This is a genomic window from Marinimicrobium koreense, assembly GCF_003762925.1.
GTDB lineage: Bacteria > Pseudomonadota > Gammaproteobacteria > Pseudomonadales > Cellvibrionaceae > Marinimicrobium > Marinimicrobium koreense.
On the sequence record NZ_RJUK01000001.1, the window covers coordinates 227,587 to 253,647 of the forward strand.

At 58.7% G+C, this 26,061-nt stretch carries 25 protein-coding genes; 19 read left to right on the top strand and 6 right to left on the bottom strand.

Annotated elements, in window-relative coordinates; genetic code table 11:
* Positions 1-46: 46 nt before the first annotated feature.
* Together EDC38_RS01035 and EDC38_RS01040 are read left to right on the top strand one after the other, a co-directional pair.
* Positions 47-865, top strand: a complete 819-nt coding sequence (locus tag EDC38_RS01035) for an AfsA-related hotdog domain-containing protein (protein WP_123636953.1) — start codon at positions 47-49, stop codon at positions 863-865.
* Positions 866-884: 19 nt separating this feature from the next.
* Positions 885-1,565 (top strand): HAD family hydrolase, encoded by a 681-nt coding sequence (locus EDC38_RS01040; protein WP_170162826.1) that lies wholly within the window; start codon positions 885-887, stop codon positions 1,563-1,565.
* A 79-nt stretch (positions 1,566-1,644) separates the two neighbouring features.
* Here EDC38_RS01040 and EDC38_RS01045 read toward each other — a convergent pair whose 3' ends face one another.
* A complete protein-coding gene (locus EDC38_RS01045) occupies positions 1,645-3,750 on the bottom strand; it encodes a putative bifunctional diguanylate cyclase/phosphodiesterase (protein ID WP_123636955.1) in 2,106 nt (701 codons plus the stop codon).
* Positions 3,751-4,149: 399 nt separating this feature from the next.
* Between EDC38_RS01045 and EDC38_RS01050 the strand changes: the two genes are divergently transcribed.
* Together EDC38_RS01050 and EDC38_RS01055 are read left to right on the top strand one after the other, a co-directional pair.
* Positions 4,150-5,070, top strand: coding sequence for a porin (locus EDC38_RS01050; protein ID WP_123636956.1), 921 nt, complete (start codon positions 4,150-4,152; stop codon positions 5,068-5,070).
* Positions 5,071-5,268: 198 nt separating this feature from the next.
* The gene (locus EDC38_RS01055) at positions 5,269-6,036 is read left to right on the top strand and encodes an MlaA family lipoprotein (RefSeq protein WP_246004307.1); all 768 of its coding nucleotides are present in this window, start codon (positions 5,269-5,271) and stop codon (positions 6,034-6,036) included.
* A gap of 38 nt (positions 6,037-6,074) precedes the next feature.
* Here the strand turns inward: EDC38_RS01055 and EDC38_RS01060 are convergent, their stop codons facing one another.
* Positions 6,075-6,377: a PilZ domain-containing protein gene (locus EDC38_RS01060; RefSeq protein WP_024459665.1), complete on the bottom strand. Its 303-nt coding sequence runs from the start codon at positions 6,375-6,377 to the stop codon at positions 6,075-6,077.
* A 176-nt stretch (positions 6,378-6,553) separates the two neighbouring features.
* On the opposite strand from EDC38_RS01060, the gene EDC38_RS01065 reads away from it, so the two are divergent.
* The 4 genes from EDC38_RS01065 to EDC38_RS01080 all read left to right on the top strand — a co-directional run bounded on the left by EDC38_RS01065 (position 6,554) and on the right by EDC38_RS01080 (position 11,276).
* Positions 6,554-7,738: a SpoIIE family protein phosphatase gene (locus EDC38_RS01065; protein ID WP_024459666.1), complete on the top strand. Its 1,185-nt coding sequence runs from the start codon at positions 6,554-6,556 to the stop codon at positions 7,736-7,738.
* A 6-nt stretch (positions 7,739-7,744) separates the two neighbouring features.
* A complete protein-coding gene (locus EDC38_RS01070; protein WP_024459667.1) occupies positions 7,745-8,227 on the top strand; it encodes an STAS domain-containing protein in 483 nt (160 codons plus the stop codon).
* 73 nt (positions 8,228-8,300) lie between these two features.
* Positions 8,301-10,448 carry a serine/threonine-protein kinase gene (locus EDC38_RS01075; RefSeq protein WP_123636957.1) on the top strand — a complete coding sequence of 716 codons (2,148 nt, stop codon included), beginning with the start codon at positions 8,301-8,303 and terminating at the stop codon, positions 10,446-10,448.
* Between the two features lie 51 nt (positions 10,449-10,499).
* Positions 10,500-11,276: a coiled-coil domain-containing protein gene (locus EDC38_RS01080; protein ID WP_123636958.1), complete on the top strand. Its 777-nt coding sequence runs from the start codon at positions 10,500-10,502 to the stop codon at positions 11,274-11,276.
* Positions 11,277-11,280: 4 nt separating this feature from the next.
* Here the strand turns inward: EDC38_RS01080 and bfr are convergent, their stop codons facing one another.
* Complete coding sequence (gene bfr / locus EDC38_RS01085; RefSeq protein WP_024459670.1) at positions 11,281-11,757, bottom strand: bacterioferritin; 477 nt, start codon at positions 11,755-11,757, stop codon at positions 11,281-11,283.
* 161 nt (positions 11,758-11,918) lie between these two features.
* Complete coding sequence (locus tag EDC38_RS01090; RefSeq protein ID WP_414673682.1) at positions 11,919-12,167, bottom strand: bacterioferritin-associated ferredoxin; 249 nt, start codon at positions 12,165-12,167, stop codon at positions 11,919-11,921.
* A 328-nt stretch (positions 12,168-12,495) separates the two neighbouring features.
* Between EDC38_RS01090 and EDC38_RS01095 the strand changes: the two genes are divergently transcribed.
* The 4 genes from EDC38_RS01095 (at position 12,496) to ung (ending at position 16,839) form a co-directional block, all read left to right on the top strand.
* Positions 12,496-13,098 carry a peroxiredoxin gene (locus EDC38_RS01095; protein WP_024459672.1) on the top strand — a complete coding sequence of 201 codons (603 nt, stop codon included), beginning with the start codon at positions 12,496-12,498 and terminating at the stop codon, positions 13,096-13,098.
* A 259-nt stretch (positions 13,099-13,357) separates the two neighbouring features.
* The gene (gene ectB / locus EDC38_RS01100; RefSeq protein ID WP_024459673.1) at positions 13,358-14,632 is read left to right on the top strand and encodes a diaminobutyrate--2-oxoglutarate transaminase; all 1,275 of its coding nucleotides are present in this window, start codon (positions 13,358-13,360) and stop codon (positions 14,630-14,632) included.
* 190 nt (positions 14,633-14,822) lie between these two features.
* Positions 14,823-15,995: a type III PLP-dependent enzyme gene (locus tag EDC38_RS01105; protein ID WP_123636959.1), complete on the top strand. Its 1,173-nt coding sequence runs from the start codon at positions 14,823-14,825 to the stop codon at positions 15,993-15,995.
* Positions 15,996-16,143: 148 nt separating this feature from the next.
* On the top strand, positions 16,144-16,839 hold the full coding sequence (gene ung, locus EDC38_RS01110; RefSeq protein ID WP_123636960.1) for a uracil-DNA glycosylase: 696 nt from the start codon (positions 16,144-16,146) through the stop codon (positions 16,837-16,839).
* Positions 16,840-17,238: 399 nt separating this feature from the next.
* Here the strand turns inward: ung and EDC38_RS01115 are convergent, their stop codons facing one another.
* Complete coding sequence (locus EDC38_RS01115; RefSeq protein WP_123636961.1) at positions 17,239-17,586, bottom strand: hypothetical protein; 348 nt, start codon at positions 17,584-17,586, stop codon at positions 17,239-17,241.
* Between the two features lie 12 nt (positions 17,587-17,598).
* Positions 17,599-18,954 (bottom strand): flavohemoglobin expression-modulating QEGLA motif protein, encoded by a 1,356-nt coding sequence (locus EDC38_RS01120; RefSeq protein WP_123636962.1) that lies wholly within the window; start codon positions 18,952-18,954, stop codon positions 17,599-17,601.
* An 89-nt stretch (positions 18,955-19,043) separates the two neighbouring features.
* Here EDC38_RS01120 and EDC38_RS01125 point away from each other — a divergent pair, with 89 nt between their 5' ends.
* The 7 genes from EDC38_RS01125 (at position 19,044) to ruvB (ending at position 26,061) form a co-directional block, all read left to right on the top strand.
* Positions 19,044-19,355, top strand: coding sequence for a Rieske (2Fe-2S) protein (locus tag EDC38_RS01125; protein ID WP_024459678.1), 312 nt, complete (start codon positions 19,044-19,046; stop codon positions 19,353-19,355).
* A 201-nt stretch (positions 19,356-19,556) separates the two neighbouring features.
* Positions 19,557-19,847, top strand: coding sequence for an FmdB family zinc ribbon protein (locus EDC38_RS01130; RefSeq protein ID WP_123636963.1), 291 nt, complete (start codon positions 19,557-19,559; stop codon positions 19,845-19,847).
* A gap of 57 nt (positions 19,848-19,904) precedes the next feature.
* Positions 19,905-21,686: an aspartate--tRNA ligase gene (gene aspS / locus EDC38_RS01135; protein ID WP_123636964.1), complete on the top strand. Its 1,782-nt coding sequence runs from the start codon at positions 19,905-19,907 to the stop codon at positions 21,684-21,686.
* Positions 21,687-22,251: 565 nt separating this feature from the next.
* Complete coding sequence (locus EDC38_RS01140) at positions 22,252-22,995, top strand: YebC/PmpR family DNA-binding transcriptional regulator (RefSeq protein ID WP_024459681.1); 744 nt, start codon at positions 22,252-22,254, stop codon at positions 22,993-22,995.
* Between the two features lie 26 nt (positions 22,996-23,021).
* On the top strand, positions 23,022-23,540 hold the full coding sequence (ruvC, locus tag EDC38_RS01145) for a crossover junction endodeoxyribonuclease RuvC (protein ID WP_123636965.1): 519 nt from the start codon (positions 23,022-23,024) through the stop codon (positions 23,538-23,540).
* Between the two features lie 661 nt (positions 23,541-24,201).
* A complete protein-coding gene (gene ruvA / locus EDC38_RS01150; protein ID WP_123636966.1) occupies positions 24,202-24,816 on the top strand; it encodes a Holliday junction branch migration protein RuvA in 615 nt (204 codons plus the stop codon).
* Between the two features lie 222 nt (positions 24,817-25,038).
* Positions 25,039-26,061, top strand: a complete 1,023-nt coding sequence (gene ruvB / locus EDC38_RS01155; protein ID WP_024459684.1) for a Holliday junction branch migration DNA helicase RuvB — start codon at positions 25,039-25,041, stop codon at positions 26,059-26,061.

Consider the following 26,061-nt stretch of genomic DNA (forward strand, 5'->3'; position numbering starts at 1 on the left):
ACCGACCGGGTGGGCACGTTTCATTTAAATAGCTGAGGTGAAAATTATGAAACAGCGTATCGTACTTGTCGTTGGTGACAAGTTTTCAGCCTATGTACAGGGCAAAGATGCCATAACCTACTCCAATCTGCGTGGCCTGTTGAGTCTGTCCATTCCATTGGTACCCGGCCAGGGGCGAACCGTATTGGTTCCCGGTCAGGGCCTGAGTGATGAGAATGTAAGGCAGCTACTGGAACAGGCCGCTCAGTCGCCTAACCTGAGTCAGTTTGATTTTACGCTGTGGCACAGTCTACCGCCCCGTGCTCCGGCGACTCTTACCCACAAGCATCGTCCGGAAAATACCCTGATTTCCGTTCCGGTCCGGCAGACCGCAGACTGCTTTACCATGCATTTGCTGATTGATGAGCAGTGCGAACTGATGCAAGACCACCAGAGCGGTCAGCACGTCCAGGGTATGATTCTGATCGAGGCCGCCCGTCAGGGAATGTTGGCCGTGGTTGAGCAGTACTTTCTTCCGGATAACGAGGTGGATTACGCCTTCGTCCTGAACGACATGTCCGTCAAGTACAACAACTTTGCCTTTCCAGTGTCGGCCACCATTGAGTGTCGAATTCTGGAGCAGAGCACGGATAACCCAAGGAAACTGAGCTTTGTGACCGAGGCGGTGGTGCAGCAGTGCGGGATGGACGTCTCTTCACTGACCTTTACGTTTGCCGCCATGGACAAGGCCCGGATCGGCAAACGCGAAGCGACCATGGCGGCCAAGGCGCAACAGGCACATCTGGCGTTTGTGGACGGTCAGCTTCAGGCACAGAGTGCAGCGGCTGCCTATGCCGACATGTTGCAGCGCGTCGACAACTTCTGAGTCGCAGGGAGGTGTTTCCATGACGGCATTACAGACAATGACACAAGAGTATGTGTTTTTTGATGTTGACGACACGCTGATCTCGATCAAAAGCATGCTCAGCTTTCAGGTCTTCTGGTATCAGCGAACCGGTGACGATGAAGGGCGGCGGGCTTATGAGCAGGACCTGCATCAGCACTTGCACCCCGGAGCCTCCTGGGAGTTTCTGAACCGCTTGTATTACCGCCATTTCAAGGGCCGGTGTCCGCTCGAGGTTCGTGCCATGGGGAGGGCCTGGTTTGATGAACTGCGCCACGGCCAGGTGCCGTTTTATCACCCCCGTCCATTGGACGAACTGCGAGCCCATCAAAGGGCTGGGCGAGAAGTGGTGTTCGTGTCCGGTTCTTTCCCGGCACTGCTAGAGCCGATTGCGCAGGAGTTACAGGTGCAGCATCTGTTGTCTACTCGCCTGGAGGTCCATCAGGGACGCTATACCGGTGAGATTCTTCCGCCCCAGACCATAGGCTCCGGTAAGGTGGAGGCGCTGACACAGTTCCTGGAAGCTCAGGGCGCTGTGCCTGAACACTGTTTTGCCTATGGCGATGATGTGTCGGACTTCCCGATGCTCAGTGCCGTCGGTCAACCGACGGTGGTCAGTGGTGGACGGGAGTTGGAGGCAAAAGCGAGAGCGATGGGTTGGCGGGTGATTGCCCCTGCCTGAGGCGCTGGTTGAAATAACAATTCAGCATTCTCTTGAGAGTGAACCTTTGACTCCCGCAGCAACCCCTGCGGGAGTTCTTTTATCCATCGGGCTGATTCTCCGAAAATGACGGCAGTTCCCGTACCGCTTTTTCGAGCAGTGGCCGAAGCTGCTCCAACGGCAGAGGATGACTGAACAGATAGCCCTGCCCCTGATCGCAGCCATGAGCCTTCAGAAACTGGCGTTCAAGGTCCGATTCAATTCCCTCCGCTACAATTTCCATACCCAGGCCGTGTCCCATGGTGATGATGGTGTCGATCAGCCGCGCCGTGTGGGTATTGATTCCAATGTTGCAGACAAAGCTGCGATCAATTTTCAGTGTGTGGAACGGGTAATTCTGAAGGTAGCCCAAGGAAGAGTACCCGGTTCCAAAGTCGTCAATCGACAGTCGCACGCCCATCTCACACAGGCGCTGGATGTTTTCCTGCGTAGAGTCGGAATTATCCACCAGCATTCGCTCGGTGATTTCCAGTTCAAGCTGTGAGGGAGTGACACCGTTGGCGGTCAGTTGCTCGGCAACGTATTGATGGAACCCTGGCATTTGCAGCTGTTGGGATGAAATATTCAGAGCCAGCCGCATGGCGTCATTGCTGCCTGAAAGCCAGGGGGCCATGGTCCGTAAGGCGCTGCGTAGAACCCAGTTGTCAATCGCATGGATCATTCCGATCTCTTCCGCCAGTGGAATAAACCGGTAAGGTCCCCAGAGGCTGCCGTCGGGTTGGCGCCAGCGAACCAATGCTTCCACGCCGGTAATGAAGTTCCGCTCGAGCGAGTAAATGGGTTGGTAATGAAGGGTCAGCTCTTCATTGTCCAGAACGCGACGTAGCCGCCCCTCCAGCTCCAATCGATCAATCAATTGTTGATTGATCTCTTCGGTGAAGAAGTGGTATTGGTTACGGCCGAGGTCCTTGGCTCTGTACATTGCCAGGTCGGCGTTGCGCAGAACCAAGTGGGGGTTTTTCCCATCTTCTGGGTACAGGGCAATACCGATACTGGCGGTGACCCGGTATTGTTTGCCAATAATGGTGAACGGCCGCTCGAACTGCTGGACAATCTGCTCAGCCACTTGCTGGGGTTCTCGGGCGGCCACGACCCTCGGCATGATGACCACGAACTCGTCACCGCCCATCCGGACCAGTGTATCTCCGCCGCGGATGCAGCCGCTGAGGCGCCCTGCGGACTCTTTCAGAAGGTTGTCTCCAATGCTGTGCCCGAGACTGTCGTTCACGTTCTTAAAGTGGTCAAGGTCAATGACCAGCAGGGCACACTTGTGATCATCCCGCTGGGCTGCTTCAAGGGCCACGGTCATCCGGTCGATCATCAGCACCCGGTTGGCCAGGCCGGTCAGTTGGTCGTAGTGCGCCTGACGCAACAGTTGTTCTTCATAGCTGCGCCGAACCGTCACGTCCTCTTTGATGACGACGTAGTGGGTGATCCGGTTTTCCGTGTCAGTCAGGGGGGAGACGCTGACTTGCTCCCACAGCAGTTGCCCGTCCCGGCGGGCGCTGCAGAACTCGCCACTCCATTCCCGGCCACCGCTGACGGTTGACCACAGCTCGGATAAAGCCTGGGCGCTGTCCTGGTCGACCATGGAGAAACCCAGTTCGCGTCCGGTGGCTTCCTCGGCGGAATAGCCGGTCAGTTCCTCGAACCGGGGGTTCACATACTCGATGTTGCCGCTGGGGTCAGTGATGACGACGGAAACCGGGCTTTGTTCAACCGCCCGCGACAGCACTCTGACCCGATCTTCGGCCTTGCGCCGTTTGACGCGAATTTCCGCTTCCCGAAGTTCCCGCTCGACAGCGGGCAGCAGGCGTGCGAGCGCATGTTTGTCCATGAAGTCGTGGGCACCCTGCTTGAGCAGGTTGACGGTGTCTTCGGCTTGCACGGCGCCTGACATGATGATGAAAGGGATGTCCTGGCCGCTTCGCTTCAGAGCGGCCAGCGCATCCTCGGCGCTGAAGCGCGGCAGGCGATAGTCGCAGATGATCAGGTCCCAGGGTTGCTCCAGCGCCGCTTCCAGGTCCGGCGCCGTTTCGACCCTATGGCCGTGAGGATCAAACCCGCCCCGAACCAGCTCGGCGGTGGTGAGCTCGGCGTCTGCTTCGGAGTCTTCAATAAACAATACTTTCAGCGATTTGGCCATGAATAATCCGTAAGTGCCGACGGAAACTGGTATTTTACAGGCATCTGGGCTATTTCAAGAGGAGACCTCAAGAGAATAGCCGCACAATCGTTGATGCGTCAGTGGTCGGAACGCCAAACGCGGCCCGACAGTAATTACTGTAGTCGGTTCGCCGGGAAAAAGCGAAGCCCGGTGGTGCCGGCCCGGTTCGGACGGGTGCGGCGCGCATTGAATTACAGGTTGTCATAAAAATGTCATTTTTACGACATAAAATATTCATTTAACGGACATCAGATCGACACCAAAGTGACATATTTGAGCCGGTTTTCGGTAGAATAGCCCGGTTTTCAAATGACGTGGTAGTGACTCTGGTTGTCTTTACAGCCTATTTAAACACCCGACTGCAAGTTAGGAGTATTCATGAAAAAGATTGTGATGCCAATGGTTTTGGCATTGAGCCTTCCGGGCCTGGCGATGGCGGATTTCCGCGTTTATGGTAAGGCCAACGTCTCTCTGCAGCATGCGGATGAGTCAGGCGACAGTAAAATGGAGCTGGTCAGCAATGCCTCACGTATTGGTGTCAAGGGCTCGGAAGCGCTGACCGACGAGCTGGAAGCCATTTTCCAGTTCGAATACGAAACCCAAGTGGACGATGGCGACAAGGGCGGCCAGACCTTCAGCCAGCGGGATATCTATGTGGGCGTGCGCGGCAAGGCCGGTACCCTGATGGTGGGTAAGGTGAATACCCCGCTGAAAAGTGCACAAGACAAGGTCGACCTGTTTAACGACCTGGAAGGGGATATCAACTACCTGTTCAAAGGTGAAGTGCGCGCCAACAACGTGGTGCAATACAAAAGTCCGGTATTTGGCGAGTACTTTGCCGGGTCGGTAGCGTACATCGCCAGTGAGGAAGACGGCGTTGATCCGGGTGTTTCCGCGACAATCAGTTATCGCAACGCGGGGCTGTACCTGGCCGTGGCTCAGGACACCGACGTGCAGGTAGAAGGCGCGGACCTGACCCGCCTGGTGGCGCGTTATTCCATTGACAATGTCCATGTGGGCGCCCTGTTTGAAACCTATGAAGATGCCACCACCGATGAAGATGGCGCCTTCGTTTCCGTCCTGTGGGAAGCCACCGATGTCTGGTCTTTCAAAGCACAGGCTGGCAGCTCCGACATCAATGAAGGTGGCGGTGAGGCCATCAGCCTGGGTGCGGACTACAAACTGACCGACAAGACCAAGCTTTACGGTTACTACACCAATGAGACCAGTGACTTGCTCGTTAATGGCGCCGGCCGTGACGATCAGTATCTGGGCGTGGGCATGAGCCTGTCGTTCTGATCATTTTGTATGACCAGCCCCCAGCGCTGCCGCGCTGGGGCTAACACTTTTTTACAGATCAATGTTAGCATCTACCGTTACACTGACGTCTTGGAGGCGTTGACCGCTGCCGTATAAGGAACATGCATCTGGCCCTCCCGCACGACACCACATCCCAGCCTTCGATGCGTTCGAAGCAGCCGACAGAGGTAGCTTGTAGTGATTGACCCCCGCCGTGTGGCCCTGAGATGGATCAAGGTTCCCGCCGTGCTTTTGTTGTTCAGCCTTTCCGGGCTGGCGCTGGCCAATGACGAGTTTGAAGACCCCTGGGAGGACTTCAACCGCCGTATTCACGCCTTTAATATGACCGCCGACCGTTTTGTGCTCAAGCCGGTCACCCGTGGCTATCGCTTCATCACCCCGAAATTTGTCCAGGCCGGGGTCCGCAATGTCTTCAATAATGTGCTGGAAGTGCCCAGCGCGCTCAACGGTGTGCTTCAGGGCAAGCCCGGATCCGCATTTCACGACTCGGGCCGCTTTTTGATCAACAGCACCGTGGGTGTGGGTGGGCTGTTTGACGTAGCCAAGCACGTGGGGCTGGAAAATGGCGACCATGAGGACTTCGGGCAGACCCTGGCGGTCTGGGGGTTTGACCGGGGTCCCTACCTGGTGTTGCCGATTCTGGGGTCAAGCACCGTTCGCGATACCCTGGCCCTGCCGGTAGACTGGCTCTCCGACCCGCTCTTTTATGTGGATCACACGCGCACCCGCAACAGCACAGTCGCACTGTACTACATCAACAAGCGCTCGGAGCTGATGGAGCTTGAGAAGCACCTCACCGGTGACCATTACATTTTCATTCGCGATGCCTACCTGCAGCGTCGTGACTTCCTGGTCAACGACGGCGAAGTCGAGGATGACTTTGGTTCTGATATGGATATGTCCGAATACGGTGATTTTGACGAAGAGGGCGGTGACCCCTTCTAAGGAAAGGTCGTCACCCGGTATCGGCCGTCCGGGGTGGGTCAGTGGAGGATCTCCAGAATTTCCAGCCCGACCCGGTGTACCTTGCCGTCGGTCTCCGTCCGGACCACATGGGTTTTGGCCTTCAAGGTAGGGGCCTGGCCGTGTTCGGAGGAAATGGTCACTTCCAGCTCGGTACCGGGCTCAAGATAGTGCTCGGTGGCCAGTTGCATACCGCCACCACTCAGCTCATGGCAGAGCCCCTCTGCCGCAACCCCCTCGCCACTGATCTGCGCCCTGAGTGGGGTATCGATTTTCATGCGGATGAAATCCCGCTTCTCCTGATGCGCTCTGTCGACGGTCATCTCTGGCCCTCCGGATGGGTTTGACGTCAGTGGGAGAACCGCTCGGCGGCCGGTTTCCCCGGTTAAACTTAGTCTATAAATCGCCGTTTGAACAGCTTGCGCCGACCCGGAGAAGGGAGTAGTGTATTGCGCCTTATGCAACCCATGACTTTTCCGGCACCCGGACCGACAACGAGATGACCGACGCGAGCAGAAAACTGCTGATCATCGACGACGACGCGCCGGTCCGCCAAAGTATCGTGGCCTATCTCGAAGACAGTGGGTTTGAGGTGCTGGAGGCGACCGATGGCCCGTCCGGGCTGGCGGTGTTTCGCGAGCACAAACCGGAGCTGGTCATAACCGACCTCAGAATGCCCGGCCTGGACGGTCTTCAGGTGCTCCAGGCACTGCACGAAGACGCGCCGGATCTGCCGGTAATAGTGGTCTCCGGGGCTGGAGTGATGGGCGATGTGGTCTCGGCCCTGCGGCTCGGTGCCAGCGACTATCTGATCAAACCCATTGTCGACATGGAAATGCTGGTGCACTCGGTGCGCCGGGCGTTGGAGCGGTGCGACCTGCTGGTCCAGAATCAACGCTACCGGGACAAGCTGGAGTTCGCCAACCGGGGCCTGCGGGAGAATCTTCGGGTGCTCGAACGCGACCAACAGGCGGGGCGCCAGGTTCAGCAGCGGTTGTTGCCGGTTCCCCTGGATACCCCGGAGGGCTATCACGTCGCCCACCACATAGCGCCATCGCTGTATCTCAGCGGGGACTTTGTGGACTATGCCTACCTAAAACATCGGTATCTGGCGTTTTATCTGGCCGATGTGTCCGGCCACGGCGCCTCCTCGGCATTTGTGACCATCTGGCTGAAACACCTGGTCAGCCGTATGGTGCGCGAAGAGGGGTTGTTCTGCGATGCTCAGTCTTTCGAGGATGGCGCGAACACCATGTTGCAGCAGATCAACCGCGAACTGAATGAAACCCGGCTGAACCACCATTTGACCTTTTTTGTCGGAGTCATTGATACTCAGACACGGGAAATGCGTTATGTTGTAGCGGGTCATCTGCCGATGCCCATTCTGATCACCCCGGAAGGGGCCGGGTTTCTGACCGGGAACGGCAAGCCGGTGGGTATCTTCGCCCATCCGGACTGGGAAATTTACCAGACACAGCTGCCGGAGCAGTTCTCTCTGGTGTGTTTTTCGGATGGAGTGCTGGAAGTATTGCCGCCGAAAGTGCTCAAAGACAAGGAGGACAGGTTGCTGGAGATCGTGCGAGATCACGGCGACAGCCTGGAATCTGTGTGTTCGGCGCTGGGTATTGAGGATGTCAGTGAAACGCCTGACGACATCGCGATTATGACGGTTATCAAGAGGTAATTACGCATGCGTCCCGGTCAGATTTTGGTTGCGGATCACGCAGGAGTCTACGTCATCAAAATGGTTGGTGACGTGAGGCTGACGCTGTGCATCTCGTTCGACCAGTTTATTGATACCATGTTCAGCCGGGACGATTTCTGTGATGTGATGTTCGATCTGTCCGAGGCTGAAGCCATCGACAGCACCACTTTGGGTCTGATGGCCAAAATTGCCTTGCAGGGGCGCGAGGAAAAAGGCATCACGCCGGTCATTTTCTCCAATAATGACAGTATCAACCGGCTGCTGCAGACCATGGGATTCCAGGAAATCTTCACAATTGTGAGTGACCTGGAAGCACCCGTGCAGCCTGAGCAGCCCCTGGCGATGGATGCCACCGAGGAGCAGCAGGTAAAGGAAAAGGTGATTGAGGCCCACAAGATATTGATGGGGCTGAACCAGGACAATCGCGAAACCTTCCGGAATCTGGTAAAAATGCTCGAAGAGCGCTGACTGCCGCGCGAGGTTATCTCCTCCCGGGCAGCAGAAAATCAACCGAGTCCGGTCCCGGCACCCTTGGCAACGCATGCAGATACCCGGCTATAAAATCATCGACACCCTGGGCGAAGGCGGTATGGCCCGGGTGTATCTGGCGATCCAGGAAAGTTTCGAGCGCGAAGTGGCGCTCAAGGTTCTGGACCCCCACCTCTCCCGCGACCCGACCTTCGGCGAACGATTCCTGCACGAAGCCCGTATAGTCAGCCGTCTGGTTCACCCGAATATTGTCACGGTCTACGATGTCGGTGTGCATCGGGGCAACCACTTTCTGTCCATGGAGTACGTTCCGGGCCGGGACCTGAAGCACCGCCGCTTTGAGCTGAGCCTCTATGAGTGCATCGGCGTGATCAAGGATGTCGCCCGGGCGCTGGATTATGCGGGTCGCAAGGGCTGTGTGCACCGGGACGTAAAACCCGACAACATCATGCTGCATGCCGAGGACGGGCGCGCGGTGTTGATGGATTTCGGTATCGCCCGCATCGTGGATCAGACCTCCGCCATGACCCAGACCGGAACCACGGTGGGCACGCCGCACTACATGAGCCCCGAGCACGCCCGGGGCGCGGCCGTGGACAGTCGTTCCGACCTGTACAGTCTCGGGGTGGTTCTCTTCCTCCTGTTGACCGGACACCTCCCCTACGACTCGGACTCCGCGGTCGCCATAGGCGTGATGCACATTTCTGACAGCATCCCGCGCTTGCCGGAGCATCTGGCGGCGCTTCAGCCCCTGATAGACCGGATTCTGGCCAAAGCGCCGGAGGATCGCTTCCAGACGGGGGATGAGCTGGTGGAGGCCCTGGAGGCCTTCGATCGGGACACGCTGGACGCCCTCGAACGGGCGGGAGAGCGGTCCCTGCTGCACGAAGCCGACGGTGAATCGCCCACGCTGGTTCAGCCTCAGGCGGTCATGGCCGAGTCCTCGAGTGGCGGTGAGGCGGGGGCTGATGCGGACCTCGGCGTTTCCGGTGATTACCTGGCAGTTCACGATGAGGACCGTATTGACCGGGAGAATAATGCGGGCGAACCCCGCCAGGGGGTGTGGGGCTGGGTCCTCCTGTTTGGGCTGCTGGTCGGTATCGGGGTTTATGTCTGGCAAGAGCCTTTGCGCGCCGAGTGGGAGCGCCGAGTGGCTCCACGGCTGTCAGAGGGAGAAACTCCCGGCCTAGTGGCTGAAGAACCGGAGCCGGTGTCCAGGGCGGCGGGTGACTCCAATGCTGGTCAGACGGTGGCACAGACCGATGATAGGTCGTCGCCCGAGCTTGACGTCGCTGAGGGGCAGCAGGAAACCGCCCTCAATGATCCGGAGACGGCGCTTGCCGAGGAAATGACCGCTGAGCGCTCAGTGGGTGACGCATCTGAAGAGCCTCAGGTCCCTGAAGAAGACGCGGCGTCCGGGACGGACAGAGACGAGCCCCCGTCGGATCCGGTCACGGTGAATCTGCCGCAATCCGATGAGCCTGTAGCGCAGCCGAGTCGGGATGAACGAATTGCGGCGGTGAGCGACGCGGCGGAGGCATTGGCCGGGCAGGGCGATTTGGCAGCCGCGCTGCTGGAAATCGATCGGGCCATGACCGAATTCCCGGACAGTGAGAAGCTGGCCCTGCAGCGTGAGCGACTGGAGGCACAAAGGTCCCGCCTTCAGGAGGCGGAAGCCGAACGCCGGGCCCGGGCGGCTCGAGAGGCGCAGTTACAGGAGTGGATCAGCGCGATCGAAACCCGGCTGGCCAATGACGACCTCGAGGGCGCGGGCGAGCAGTTGCGCGAAGCGCGCAACGAATTTGCCAACAGCAGCGCCCTGCTCGCGTTGGAGGTCGAGTGGAGTGAGCGTCGGGATCTTGCCCAGCAGCCGACCATTGAGCAGGCACAAGTCAGCTCTGAGCCCATGGACAACCTGCAGGGAGAGCAGCAGGGAACGCTGGCGCCAGCCCGAGTGCTCTATGCGGGGTTCGCCTACCGGAATTTCGGTGAGACAAGCTCGGTCATACAGGCTATTCTGTATGACGGCTCACGCCAACTGCAGATTGCACTGGTACCGGTGATCGTCCAGGGGGATGAGGGAGCCCGGTTTTTTCGACTTGAGCGCCCGGTGACCGGTTTTGTCGAGGGCGGCTATCATCTGGACCTGGTCTCGGATGGAGAGGCGCTGTCCAGCGTGTCATTTCAGATCGGTGGCTGATCAGGGAAAACCATCCCAACGCGGCCGTAACGACCCAAAAGAGAGAACAGCATGAAATCAGCGGTGATCGCCAGACGAATCTCGCCTTTGATCGTGACCCTGAGCCTGACGGCCTGCCTCACTCAGCCCAATGTGAAGGCGCTGCGGGATGAAAATAACCAGTTGCAGAGGCAGTTGGATCAGGCCAGCGATGAAATCACCGACATGCGGGTACGCGAGGAGCAGCTGCGTGCCGAGCTGGAGGAGCGCAACCGGGTGATCGATGTGTTGTCCACGGAAAAGAGCTCGCGCGCCCAGGAGTCGTCCCAGCTTCGTGGCCTGGTACGGGACTTTGTGCAGTCCCAGATCGACAGTTACCGGGATTTTCTGTTGCAGTCCGACCTGCTCGACTACGTTGGCGGGGAGCTGGTCAGTCGCGCTCACCGGGGGGAGGAATCCCGCACGCTGGTTGATCTGGCCAACCCGATTCCCAGGTCAGGCACCCTGACGGGGGTGGCGGGCTACTTCGAGTCGCCGGGCCAACTGGTGGTGAAAGTACTGCGCCCGGTGGATGACAGTCTGGTTGTGGTCTGGGAGAGTCTGCCGGTCGAGGCGGAGCAGTCCGGGGTGGTCCGTCTGAGTTTCCCGGTGAGCGTCGGTGTGGATGAAGGCGATATCATCGCCTATCAGTTCGACGGCGTGGTGCCCGTCAGCTTTGATCGGGGGACTGGCGATACCCGCTTTCAGCGCGAGGGGCTCACGCTGGGCAGCCTCGTGGAGCCCGAAGAGCTGGCCGGCGCTGACGAGCGCCGGGCCTACTCCATCGGTGTTCTGGGGTTGTTGAACTGACCGATCAGCCGTCGCTGTCCATTTTGGACTGCAGGTAATTCTGGATGCCCACCTTGTCGATCAGCGACAGTTGGGTTTCCAGCCAGTCCACATGCTCTTCTTCCGAGGTCAGGATGTTCTTCAGAAGGTCCCGGCTGCCGTAGTCCTGTACCGACTCGCAGTAGGCGATCCCGGCACGCAGGTCGGGAATGGCCTTCAGTTCGAGCTTCAGGTCGGATGCCAGCATTTCCTGGGTGTTCTCACCGATCAGCAGCTTGCCCAGATCCTGCAGGTTCGGGAGCCCCTCCAGAAACAGAATCCGCTCAATCAGCATGTCGGCGTGCTTCATCTCGTCGATGGACTCTTCGTATTCGTGATCGGCCAGCTCTTTCAGCCCCCAGTCCTTGTACATGCGAGCGTGAAGAAAGTACTGGTTGATGGCTACCAGTTCATTGCCGAGGCAGGTGTTGAGAATTTCGATGACTTTAGCGTCGCCTTTCATAGCCGTCTCCGTCGATAGGTGGGCGAATGGAATATTCAACCTTCGAGTCTGGGCTGAGACGGTGACGCTGTCAAGTAATGACTAACCCCTAAGTGCTTGATGTGCAAGGGGAAAGTGAATCTGAATAAGACTGATTTTCAGTGCGCTTGAAGGGCCCGGAGTTACGCCACCGCGTAGTGCAGCGGTTGGGCTTCGACGTATTCGGCCTGGGGCAGGGTTTCGTCGATCAGCTCACGGGTCAGGCAGGTGCACTTGCCGCACTGGGAGGCGACGCCCAACGCTTTGCGCAGCTTGCCCACGGTGGTGGCACCTGCGTAGATTGCATCTTTGATCTGATGGTCGGTAATGCCTTTGCAGACGCAGACATACATAGCCAAATACCCCGGAGCACGATTGACGAACAGTTGCATGTTAATGCTAATGAGAATTTGTGTCAATAATGCGTGAGAATAATTAACATTTGTGTTGCTATCTGTGAGGCTCGGGTGATAGTCAGATTTTATATAGTTCAGGCCTTTCACGGTCATTTATAAAATCAATAGAACACAAACCTTTCGGTCTGTATGATGTCGGCCTGCGATCTCATGCGAATCAGCGGTGACCACAACCCGAGCTGGTGGCCGCTAAATCATTGTTTTGTCGAGTATTTGTGATCTGGCATCTCTCCTCGAGCCAATGCCGGAGCCACAGATACGGGCTTTTTTCACCCTTAATGTCAACTTAATCAGGAGATTAAATATGGGCGTATTAGTTGGTAAACCCGCACCGGATTTCACAGCCGCCGCCGTTCTGGGTAACGGAGAAATTGTTGACGAGTTCAACCTGGCTTCTGCCATCAAGGGCAAGAAAGCGGTCGTTTTCTTCTACCCGCTGGACTTCACCTTCGTGTGCCCGTCCGAGCTGATTGCCTTTGACCACCGCGTCGAAGAGTTCCAGAAGCGCAACGTGGAAGTGATCGGTGTCTCCATTGACTCCCAGTTCACCCACAACGCCTGGCGCAACACCCCGGTGGATCAGGGCGGCATCGGCCCGGTCAAGTACACCCTGGCCGCCGACGTGAAGCACGAAATCTGCAAGGCCTACGACGTTGAATCCGAAGGCGGCGTGGCTTTCCGCGGCTCCTTCCTGATCGACGAAGACGGCGTGGTTCGTCACCAGGTAGTGAACGATCTGCCCCTCGGCCGCAACGTCGACGAGATGCTGCGCATGGTTGACGCGCTGGCGTTCCACCAGGAGCACGGCGAAGTATGCCCGGCAGGCTGGAACCAGGGCGACAAGGGTATGGACGCCTCTCCGGAAGGTGTGGCCAAGTACCTGGGCGAGAACAGCGGCAAGCTGTAAGCATCGCTCGGCGATCCCGAAAAACCCGGCTCTGAGAGCCGGGTTTTTTTTGCCCGAAATTCACGTAAACCCTTGTGGTTCCTGACTTTGCGGGCGGTTGGGCGGAGCGGTGAACTTGCTTTGAGCTCTAAAGGTTTGTAAACTATGCAATTCTTTTCAGGCGGATTTGCTGCCCGGCGCAGTGGATCTCGTCCGCTGGCGAGATCGTTTTTTGCCCGGATGAAGCCATTCACCCAGTGATGATAATGAGGATTATTCGATGAGAATTTTTGAAGAGATGGAGTCTGAGGTTCGTGGTTATGTACGTTCCTTCCCCGTCGTTTTTGACAAGGCCGAAGGGTCGGAACTGTTCGACGAAAACGGCAATCGCTTCATCGACTTCTTCGCCGGCGCCGGTACCCTGAACTACGGGCACAACAACCCGAAAATCACCGAAGCGCTGATCGAGTATCTGCAGCACAAGGGCATCGTGCACGGTCTGGACAAGGCGACCATGGCCAAGCGCGAGTTCATGACCAAGTTCCGCGACACCATCCTGGCGCCCCGCGGTCTGCAGTACAAAATGCAGTTCACCGGCCCCACCGGCACCAATGCCGTGGAAACCGCGCTGAAGCTGGCCCGGATGATCAAGCGTCGCTCCAACGTGATTGCCTTCACCAACGGCTACCATGGCCTGACCATGGGTGCGCTGGGCGTCACCGGTAACTACTTCTATAAAGACGAATCCTACGGTTCGCGCGCCAACACGGCCTTTATGCCGTTCGATGGCTTCCTGGGCGAGGGCGTGGATTCCATCGAATACATGCGCAAGTTCCTGTCCGACCCCAGCAGCGGTGTTGACCTGCCGGCGGCGGTGATTGTGGAAACCGTACAGGGCGAAGGTGGCATCAATGTCGCCAGCGTCGAATGGCTCAAGCGTCTGGAAGAGCTGTGTCGCGAATTCGATATCCTGCTGATCATCGACGATATTCAGGTGGGTAATGGTCGTACCGGTACCTTCTTCAGCTTTGAGCGTGCCGGAATTCACCCGGACATGGTCACCCTGTCCAAGTCCATCGGTGGTGGTTTGCCCATGGCTCTGCTGCTGATGCGTCCGGAGCTGGACCAGTGGTCGCCCGGTGAGCACACCGGCACCTTCCGCGGTAACAACCTGGCCTTTGTGGCCTCTACCCAGGCGCTGAGCTACTGGGACAACGACGACATGGGCAAAGTGGTCGAGTACAAGGGCAATATCATCGAGGAAGAGCTGAAGAAGATGGCAGCGGATTTCCCCGAGCTCGAGCCGCAGGTTCGCGGTGTCGGTATGGTCTGGGGTCTGGAGCTGGCCGCCGGTATGGCCAATGAAGCCTCCCAGGAAGCTTTCACCCGCGGTCTGGTGATGGAAACCGCCGGCGCCGATGACCAGGTGCTGAAGTTCCTGCCGTCGCTGTTGATTGAAGAAGACATTCTGCGCGAAGGCCTGCAGATTGTGCGCGACTCCCTGACCGCTCTGGTCGAGAAGCAGCGCAAAATGATCACCGGCGAAGAGAGCTAAATTTCGTCCGAGATCACGGCCCGCGCGGGTTTTCCCGCGGGCCGACTCCCTTCCTGAACCCTTTCTGCAGAATCCCACCCCAGGGTCTAAAATAGTGCTTGCCAAGTGGCGAAAACGTGTATTAAATCGCCGCCCGCGATCCCCGGCGCGCCTTGCCGGATGACGCTATTTTCGACGCCCAGGGGGTGCCATGACCGATTCGCACATTCAGCTGCAGGACTACTACAGCCCGGAAACCTTTGCTCGCCTGAAAAGTTTTGCGGATACCAAAGACACGCCGTTTGTCGTGATCGACACCGCGACCATTGATGCGGCCTATCAGGAACTGGAAGACAACTTTCCCTACGCCAATATCTACTATGCGGTGAAAGCCAATCCGGCACCGGCCATCCTCAAGCTGTTGACCGAGCGTGGCGCAAACTTCGACATCGCTTCCATCTACGAGCTGGACAAGGTCCTGGGCTTTGGTGTCGGACCGGAGCGGATCAGTTACGGCAACACCATCAAGAAAAGCCGGGATATTCGCTACTTTTACGAGAAAGGTGTACGCCTGTTTGCCACGGATTCCGAGGCGGACCTGCGCAATATTGCCCGGGCGGCCCCGGGTGCCCGCATATACGTACGCATTCTGACCGAGGGTACCCTGACCGCCGACTGGCCCCTGTCGCGCAAGTTCGGCTGTGAAATCGACATGGCCATGGACCTGTTGATTCTCGCCCGTGATCTCGGGCTGGAGCCCTATGGTGTGTCCTTCCACGTGGGTTCCCAGCAGCGCGAGATCAGCAGTTGGGATGCCGCGCTGGGCAAGGTGAAAGTGATCTTCGAGCGCCTGAAAGAGGAAGATGGCATTGAGCTGAAGATGATCAACATGGGCGGCGGCTTCCCGGCCAATTACATGACCCGCACCAATGATCTGCAGACCTACGCTCAGGAAATCACCCGTTTTCTGGAGGAGGACTTTGGCAAGGACTTCCCGGAGATCATCATCGAGCCGGGCCGGTCGCTGATTGCCAACGCCGGTATTCTGGTCAGTGAGGTGGTGCTGATATCCCGTAAATCGCGCACGGCGCTGCACCGCTGGGTGTTCACCGATGTGGGCAAGTTCAGCGGCCTGATCGAAACGCTGGATGAGGCGATCAAGTTTCCGATTTATGTGGAGAAGAAGGGCGAGCTGGAAGATGCGGTGATCGCCGGCCCGACCTGCGACAGCGCGGATATCATGTACGAGCACCACAAGTACCCGCTGCCGCTGAACCTGGCCATCGGCGACCGCCTCTACTGGCTCTCCACCGGCGCGTACACGACCTCCTACAGCGCCGTAGAATTCAACGGCTTCCCGCCCCTGAAAGAATACTGCATCTAGGCTATCTCACTCGCTACCGCCCCTATGCTCTGCGTAGGGCGCGGTAAGCGCAGCGCACCCGCCGTCTGTGCGCTTGATGCTGGGGCGGTTTTCTCGATAGGGGATCAATGCTAAATTGACGCGCTGACAAAACAGCTTGGGAAACGTTATGGCGGACGCGCAAAAGAAAATCGATCTTGAACCCAGTTGGTTGAGCCACCTGGAACCCGAATTTCAGCAGCCCTACATGCAACAACTCAAGCAGTTCCTGCGCGGCGAAAAACAACAGGGCAAAGTCATCTATCCGCCCTCCAGACACATCTTCAACGCCTTCAATAGCACGCCCCTTGAGCAGGTCAAAGTCGTCATCCTCGGGCAGGACCCCTACCACGGCCCCAACCAGGCCCACGGCCTCTGCTTCTCCGTGCAACCCGGCATCGCGCCACCGCCGTCGCTCAAAAACATCTTCAAAGAACTCGAACGCGACCTCGGCTGCCCCGTCCCCAACCACGGCTGCCTGCAACACTGGGCGGAGCAGGGCGTACTGCTGCTCAACGCCACCCTGACCGTCGAGCAGGGCAGGGCGGGCTCGCACCAGCGCCAGGGCTGGGAAGCGTTCACCGACCGGGCGATTGACCTGGTCAACCGGGAGCGCGAGGGCGTGGTATTTCTATTGTGGGGCAGCTACGCTCAGAAAAAAGCGGCCTTTGTGGATCGCAATAAACACCTGGTTCTGAAGTCGGTCCACCCTTCACCGTTGTCCGCTCACCGAGGCTTTATTGGTTGCGGGCATTTTTCGCAGGCGAATCGGTATTTGGTGGAGCGGGGTGAGACGGAGATTGATTGGTGTTTGCCTTTGGTTTGACGCATTTTTAGAGCCCGCCGGCTACAAAGACACCCGTTTGCAGACCCGCCGTGAACCCATCCATGGGGGCTTCTCGTCGGCTCCCTGCCTCCGAGAGTCTGCAAACGGGTGTCTTTGCATCCGCCTCAGTGCCATCGATTGCGCGACGTTTTTCCAAAACCCAAGTCCCCGGTGGGCAGGCAGGTTGTGCGAATTTTTCATCAAAAAGGATAGTAGGCACTAAAATTTGGCATTGAGTCGAAGGCGGGGTAGACCAGTTACAGACTCTCGGAGGCAGGGAGCCGACGAGAAGCCTACAGGGACGTATTCACGGCGGGTCTGTAACTGGTCTACCCCGCCTTCGACGGACCTTCTGGAGTAAGGAGTTTCTTAGAAGGAAAGAGGCACCACACAGGTACCCTACGTTTTTTTGAACCAGCGGCGTTTGGGTTGGGTGAAGTGTTCCAGGTGCGCCTCGCGCTGTTCGTCCGAGACGTAAAAGTAGAAATCGTGCTTCGGCTTGCGGGTCAGCAGAGGGTGAACCGTCGCGATATGCTCCACCGACAACTTTGGTAGCCCCGCCTTCCGGTCCGCATTAAAACTCTGATTCCACTGTACCAGAATATCGCGCTTGACCGTCGCAATCGCCAGCTTCTCCGAATCCGCTTTCAACAGACGGCAAGTGACAAAGCCCATCACCGGTTCCGGGCTGCCATAGTGGTCCACCAAAATGCCGCTGCCCGTCAGGACAATCTTGTAATGCATCATAATTTGAAAACGTCAATCCAATTCGGCGTCGCGCTTGCCGTTGTTTGAGCCCGGATACAGCGGGGCAGTGGCCGGTAATTGCTCAAAAAGCTTACTGAAGTGCTGCTGCACCCGTGCGATGTTCATCAGCGACAGACTGCTCGAAAAACCGAACCAGACATAAAGCCCATTCAGATCGCGGAACATCGGCGGCAAATGCCGGGGGGCGGAGATTACACCTTCCAGGTAGCGTTCGTACAGTAGCGGCAGATCATCCAGGGTCACTTTACCCACAAACAACATCGGAATAATCTCCGGAACCCCGGACTGAATGGCGCTGCGGATAAAGTTTACATTTTCCACAAAACCTTTCACATAGGAAATATCCTTGGTGAAAACCGCGCCCCGATCGCCACTGACCTGGCCGCCGCGAAACACCCGTTGGGTGACCCGATAGCTGTCGTGCTCACTGACCCCGCGCTCCAGAAAATAGCGATACACCTCGCAGAAATCCGCCCCCTGTTCTGCCAGGTCCACCGCCACCACCCGGTCGCTGACCCGTCGGGCCCGCTGCGGGAAAGAGCTGAAGGTCAGGGTTTCCATCAGGACCGCCATGCCCTCCTGGATGCCGGTTATCCGGGGCGAGCCCACGCTCAGCCAGGTGGCCCAGGGCTGCTCACGGCCGTTGAGAGTCGTGCCAATATGCACCCAGCCCTCATGGACTTCCAGCACCTGAATGTCCAGCTCGGAGAATGAAGCGCGTCGATTGACCTTGATGGTATCGCCCCCGGCGGCGGCATCGGAGACGATGTCATCGCTGATGCTGACCTTCACCTGGCCCGGGCCAAAGTAGCGGTCCATCCGTTGGCGCAGCATGGCGACGGCGGTTTCCGCGCCAATATCCCGGGGGTAGGGCCGGTTCAGGTGCTCCACGGCGGGCAGAGAGAAAATGTCGCACAGTCGTTCGCCCAGGGTGCGCAGGGTCTTCCGGTCACCCCGGATGCGGTCACTGGCGGAGCCGTAGAGCTGACGGCTGTAGTCCCCGAACTCGGCACGCCCGCGGTGGCGCAGCAGCTGTACCACCAACTGATACTGCTCCACCGTGGATTTGAGAATCTTGCCCAGGGCATCGCCCCGGCCCAACTGGCGCTTGATGTCCCGATCCAGGGCCAACAGTTCGCGGTCCAGGCGCTCGGGGTCAAACCCCAGGGCCTGGCGCTGGTAATACTCCGGGCCTACCTTGGGCAGGGCCTTGCCGCCACTGGCGTGGAAGGCCTGTTCGATCTCGGGCGTCCACTTGATGGCATCGAGGATACGGATCGGCTTCTGCAGTGCCACCAGCCGGTTGGACAGGGTTTTGAGCTGTTCCAGGTATTGCTGGGAGGGCATGGCGAGGCTCGCGTCGGTCGGGTGGTTCAACAGTTTGGCGTACGGGGTGTGCTAGTCTAGCGGAATTGATGGCTCTCGGGGGCAAAATCATGGCGTATCAGGCATTGGAAACTCTGCACCAGCTCTACGATGGCTACCGCCGGGTCTTTCGGCTCGCGGGGCAGGAGCTTCTGTTGTTGCAGGAGGAGGGGCGGACCTACCTGCTGGTCAACCGCTGCCCGCACATGGAGGCGCCGCTGCATAAGGCCAGCGTCCAGGGCGAGGTGTTGCGCTGCCCGGTCCATGGGATCGAATTTGACCTGCTCTCTGGGCGGGCGCTCAACGGCCCCGAGGGGTGTGTGGGCCCCCTGGCTTTTGTCCCCATCGTCTACGAGGGCAATACCCTGGGCGTAGACCTTTAAAACCGCCGCGCCGTCCCTATTTATATCTGGCTTTGCACCGAGTCGCCGCGCGGCCCATTCCGGGCGGCCACGGCGCAGTGTAAAACAGCTTACCCGGTTCTCGCTGGCGCCCCATTGGGTTATAATCGCGCGTTTTTTGGCCCCTGTGGGCATTGCTGGCGATGGTTGCTCTTGCAGAGCATTTGATTGAGGAACACGACAATGCCCATCTACGAATATCAGTGTCAATCCTGTAACCACAATATGGAAGCACTGCAGAAGCTCAGCGACGAGCCTCTGGTAGACTGCCCGGCCTGTGGCCAGGCGAGCCTGAAAAAGAAAATCTCAGCGGCGGGCTTTCGCCTGAAAGGCAGCGGCTGGTACGAGACGGACTTCAAAAAGTCCAACCAGAAAAACCTGGCGGGCGAGCGCGGCGGCAGTAAGAGCGCCGAGAGCAGCTCCGGGGGTGACAAGGCCTCCAAACCCGCCAACTCCAGCGCAGCGTCGGCCTGACAGACAGACGGCGCCGCGACGACTTTGAACCGAGACGGCAAATAACGGGAAAGCACTATGCGCAGTGATTACTGTGGCACACTGACAGCCAAAGACATTGATCGGGAAGTGACCCTGTGTGGGTGGGTTGATCGCCGCCGTGACCACGGTGGTGTCATCTTTATCGACCTGCGCGATCGCGAGGGTATTGTACAGGTGGTGTTCGATCCGGATACCGGCGATCATTTCAATCTGGCTGACCGGGTCCGCGGCGAGTACGTGCTGCAGGTGACCGGTAAGGTGCGCGCCCGGGATGCCGCCACGGTCAATCCCAACATGGCCACCGGTGAGGTGGAAGTCTACGGCACCGGCCTGACCATCCTGAACGAGGCGGAAACCACCCCCTTCCCGCTGGACTCCCACGCGTCCGTGGGCGAGGACGTCCGCCTCAAGTTCCGCTACCTGGACCTGCGCCGGGCGGAAATGCAGAAAGGCCTGAAATTCCGCTCCAAGGTCACCAATCTGGTGCGTAACTACCTGGACGACCAGGGCTTCCTGGACATCGAAACCCCGATTCTGACCCGCGCCACCCCCGAGGGTGCCCGGGATTACCTGGTGCCCTCTCGCACCCACGAGAACAAATTTTTCGCTCTGCCCCAGTCTCCCCAGCTGTTCAAACAGCTGTTGATGGTGTCTGGGTTCGATCGCTACTACCAGATCGCCAAGTGCTTCCGCGATGAAGACCTGCGCGCCGATCGCCAGCCGGAATTCACCCAGATCGATATTGAAACCTCCTTTATGGACGAAGAGGGCATCATGTCGGTCACCGAGGGCATGATCCGCACCATCTTCCAGACACTTAAAGAGGTGGACCTGGGCGACTTCCCGCGCATGACCTATGCCGATGCGATGCAGAAGTACGGCTCCGACAAGCCGGACCTGCGTATCCCGCTGGAGCTGGTGGATGTAAAGGATCTGATGGGCGAGGTGGACTTCAAGGTCTTCTCCGGCCCGGCCAAAGACCCCAAAGGCCGCGTCACCGCCCTGAAAGTGCCCGGCGGCAACGAGAAGCTGACCCGCAAGCAGATCGACGACTACACCAAGTTTGTTGGCATCTACGGTGCCAAGGGCTTGGCCTACATCAAGGTCAATGACAAAAATGATCTGGAAGAGGGCCTGCAGTCGCCGATCGTGAAGTTCCTGCCCACCGACGTGCGCAAAGCCATTCTGGAGCGGGTAGAAGCCGACAATGGCGACCTGATCTTCTTCGGTGCCGATAAGGCCACCGTGGTAAGCGAAGCCTTGGGCGCGCTGCGCTGCAAGCTGGGTGAAGATCTGGAGCTGTACACCTGCGAGTGGGCTCCCCTGTGGGTGGTCGACTTCCCGATGTTCGAGGAAGAAGACGACGGTTCTCTGAACAGTCTGCACCACCCGTTCACCGCGCCTTCCTGCTCCCCGGAGGAGCTGGAGAAGAGCCCGGAGACGGCCCTGTCCCGCGCCTACGATATGGTGCTCAACGGCACCGAGCTGGGTGGCGGCTCTATCCGTATTCACAACCAGACCATGCAGCAGGCGGTATTCCGCGCGCTGGGCATTGGTGAAGAGGAGCAGCGCGAGAAGTTCGGCTTCCTGCTGGATGCCCTCAAATACGGCGCCCCCCCGCACGGTGGCCTGGCCTTCGGTCTGGACCGTCTGATCATGCTGATGATCGGCGCCGGTTCGATCCGCGATGTGATCGCCTTCCCGAAAACCCAAAGCGCCGCCTGCGTCATGACCGACGCGCCGGGTGCGGTAGACGAACAGCAGCTCAAAGACCTGCACATCCGTCTGCGTAAAAAAGAGAAGCCCGCGAGCGAGTAGTTTTTAGAGCGTGAGGCAGTGATTTGACGCCTGGGTTCGGGGCAATACTTCCGGGACACGCCGTGAACCCGGTCCTACGCGCTCCCGGCGCTTACGGACACTTCCCACATCCATGTGGGTCGTCCACGGGGGCTCGGATCGCGGGTCCCCCGCTCTACGGTCCCGGAAGTATTGCCCCGAACCCAGGCTCGCTTGGTCACTCTGTAAGCAGTCTGAGTAGCGAGTAGGTCGGATTAACGCTCAGCGCGTAATCCGACACGCAAACACACAAGAAAACTCGGTGCCTCAATTGTCGGATTACGGCCAAGGCCTAATCCGACCTACGGGGACATGGACTCTGTAGCAGAATGGACAAAAGGTGCTACCAGTGTGCTGAGGGCCGATTTGGGGTGTATGGTTGCCAGACCGTGGAGCGGGGGACCCGCGATGCGAGCCTACAGGGATGTATTTACGGCGTGTCTGGCAACCATACACCCAAAGCGGACCGGACGTGATTTTAGCGACATACTCCGATTAAAAAGCAACTAACCCCGACTTATAACAGACCAGTAAGTGGAGAATATTCATGGCTGGCCACAGTAAATGGGCAAACATCAAACACCGCAAAGCCGCCCAGGACGCCAAACGCGGTAAAGTATTCACCAAAATCATTCGCGAGCTTACCGTCGCCGCCAAAGGCGGCGCCGCGCCTGAAGACAACCCCCGCCTGCGCACCGCCATGGACAAGGCGCTTGGCGCCAACATGAAAAAGGACACCATCGACAAGGCCATTGCCCGTGGCGCCGGGGCCGGTGAGGGCGACAACTACGAAGAAGTCACCTACGAAGGCTACGGCGCCAATGGCATCGCCGTGCTGGTCGAATGCATGACCGACAACAAAAACCGCACCGTCTCCGAAGTGCGCCACGCCTTCAGCAAACGCGGCGGCAACCTTGGCACCGACGGCTCGGTAGCCTACCTGTTCACCCGCATGGGCCAGATCAGCTTCGAGGGCATCACCGAAGAAGACATCATGGAAGCCGCGCTGGAAGCCGGGGCCGAGGACATCGTCACCAACAGTGACGGCACCATCGACGTGCGCACGCCCTTCGAGGAGTACTTCGCAGTGAAAGAAGCGCTGGTGGCCGCCGGCTTCGAGCCGACCAACAGCGAAATCATCATGCTCCCGTCCACCACCATTGAAGTGGACAAAGAAGGTGCTGAGAAGCTGTTGGCGCTGATCGACATGCTCGAAGACCTGGACGATGTCCAGAACGTCTACACCAACGGCGACATCCCCGATGAGGTGATGGAGCAACTGAACGCATAAAGGGGCGTCAAGCCCCAGAGGTGGCCATGACCCGCATACTGGGTATCGACCCGGGTTCGCGCAAGACCGGCTTTGGTGTGATCGAGCGCATCGGCGGCAAAGTGGCCTATATCACCAGCGGCGTGATTAGGGTGCCCGAAGGCAGTCTGCCGGAGCGTCTCAAGGTGATTTTTGACGCCATCACCCAGATCGTCCAGCAGCAGAGCCCGGATGTGGTGGCCATTGAGCAGATTTTCATGGCCAAAAATGCCAGCTCGTCCCTCAAACTGGGCCAGGCCCGCGGCGCGGCGATCACCGCCGCCGTGGTGCAGGACCTCTCGGTCTACGAGTACGAAGCCCGAAAGGTCAAACAGTCGGTGGTCGGTACTGGCGCGGCGGACAAGGCGCAGGTACAACACATGGTCAAGGCCCTTCTGCGCCTACCGGGCACCCCCCAGGAAGACGCCGCCGACGCCCTGGCCGTAGCCCTCTGCCACGCCAATACCCAAGACCAATTGATCGCCTTGGCGGGCAAACGCAGTTTCCGGCGGGGTAGGGTGGTGTAGTTTTTCCGAACCTCTCTGAATTACCTGCAGTGGTTGCGGAGAGTCCGGTCTGAAGTGGGGTAAGGGGTTCCCAGACACGCCGTGAATACGGTCCTACGCGCTCCCGGCGCTTACGGACACTTCCCACATCCATGTGGGTCGTCCACGTAGGCTCGCATCGCCGGTCCCCGGCTCCACGGTCTGGGAACCCCTTACCCCACACCAGACCTCCGAGCGCTGCAGAGAATAATTTGCGCGTTCTGCTCAGTCGTAGGTCGGATTAGCGAAGCGTAATCCGACATTGGGCACGGAATCCCAGAAAGCGTCGGGTTACGCTTCGCTAACCCGACCTACGGTTGTAGGTATTTAAGTGTGGGTTGAAAGAGCGTAAGGCCTGAATTTGGCACTGAGGCCCGATGCGGGGTAACCCCTTCGTGAACTCTCTGAGGCATGGATGCCGATGAGAAGCCCCCATGGATGGGTTCACGGCGGGTTCACGAAGGGGTTACCCCGTAGCGGGCCGGACCGGCTGGAGAATCCGACCTTCTGGGCACGGCGGGCTCTGCCCGGTAGCGGACCAGACTTGTTGATTCAGCAACAGATCAGAATAGACACAGGATGGCGGATGCGGGCTTTCGCCCTTATCCGCCCTACGAGTTACACGAATGCACCGGGGTAAAGTATGATCGGACGCTTACGCGGCACATTGCTCGAAAAACAACCGCCTCACCTACTGATAGACGTACAGGGCGTGGGGTACGAAGTTCAGGCGCCCATGACTACCTTCTACCGGCTGCCCGAACTGGGAGCCGACGTCACGCTCCACACCCACCTGGCCATCAGCGAAAGCGCCCACCAACTGTTCGCCTTCGCCGACCAGCGGGATCGGAGCTTGTTTCGCACCCTGATCAAAGTCAACGGCGTCGGCCCCAAAATGGCCATCGCCATCCTCTCGGGCATGGAAGCCGACGACATCGCCCGCTGCGTGCGGGAAGACAAAGTCTCCGCCCTGACCAAAGTGCCGGGAGTTGGTAAAAAAACCGCCGAGCGGCTGGTCATCGAGCTGCGCGACCGCCTCAAAGGCTGGGAGCTGCCCCGGGAAGACCTGGCCGGCGACCTGCTGCCTGAACCGGAGGCCTCGAGAGACGATCACCAGGAAGAGGCCGAGAGCGCGCTGATTGCCCTGGGTTACAAGCCCGCCGAAGCCGCCCGCATGATCAGCGCCGCCGCAAAACAGGACCCGGCCGCCGGCAGCCAGGAACTGATCCGCCTGGCGTTAAGAGCCCTCAGCGTATAGAAAAATAGCCCTCAGCGTTTAGGACGAACACATAACCGAGTGCCGGTGAACCTTTGCGGGACCGTTTGCCGCAGGGATAGCGGCAACCGAGCCTACAGGGAGGTATTTACGGCGTGTCCCGCAAAGGTTTACCGGCACTTGGCCACAAATTAAGCCTCAATAGAGCCCCTCCCGTCCGGTCTGATAGACTGTGCTCCGGATTGTGACCACTGAGTAGTTCCCATGATTGAAACCGATCGCCTGATTGATGCGGCACCTCGCGAGCGCGAAGACGTGATCGACCGCGCCGTGCGCCCCAAGGCGCTGGCCGACTACATTGGCCAGCCCGCCGTGCGCGAGCAGATGGAAATATTTATCGGCGCGGCCCAGAAACGGGGTGAAGCGCTGGATCACACCCTAGTGTTCGGCCCGCCGGGCCTGGGTAAGACCACCCTCGCCAATATCATCGCCACCGAGATGGGGGTCTCCCTGAAAAGCACCTCCGGCCCGGTGTTGGAAAAGGCCGGTGATCTGGCCGCGCTGATGACCAATCTGGAGCCCGGCGATGTACTCTTTATCGACGAAATTCATCGCCTGAGCCCGGTGGTGGAGGAAATTCTCTACCCGGCCATGGAGGACTTTCAGCTCGATATCATGATCGGTGAAGGGCCTGCGGCCCGCTCCATCAAACTGGATCTGCCGCCGTTTACCCTGGTGGGGGCAACCACCCGGGCCGGCCTGTTGACCTCGCCGTTGCGGGACCGATTTGGCATTGTCCAGCGCCTGGAGTTCTACTCCGTAGCGGATCTGACCCGCATTGTGCTGCGAGCGGCGGAGCTGATCGGGGTCAATATGGAAGAGTCCGGTGCGGTCGAAGTGGCCAAGCGGGCGCGAGGCACCCCTCGGGTGGCCAACCGCCTGTTACGTCGGGTACGCGATTACGCAGAGATGCGTGGCGACGGTGTGGTGACCTCGGAAATGGCCGATCTGGCCCTGAATATGCTCAAAGTGGACGAGCGTGGTTTTGATCATATGGACCGCCGCCTGCTGCTGGCGCTGATGGACAACTTTGATGGTGGCCCGGTGGGTATTGAAAGCCTGGCTGCCGCCATCAGTGAAGAGCGGGGCACCATCGAGGACGTGATTGAGCCCTACCTGATCCAACAGGGGTTCATGGCACGCACGCCTCGCGGCCGTATTCTCACCGCCAATGCCTATCTGCACTTCGGAGTGGATTTACCAAAGCGCCTCAGGGAGAGTGACTGA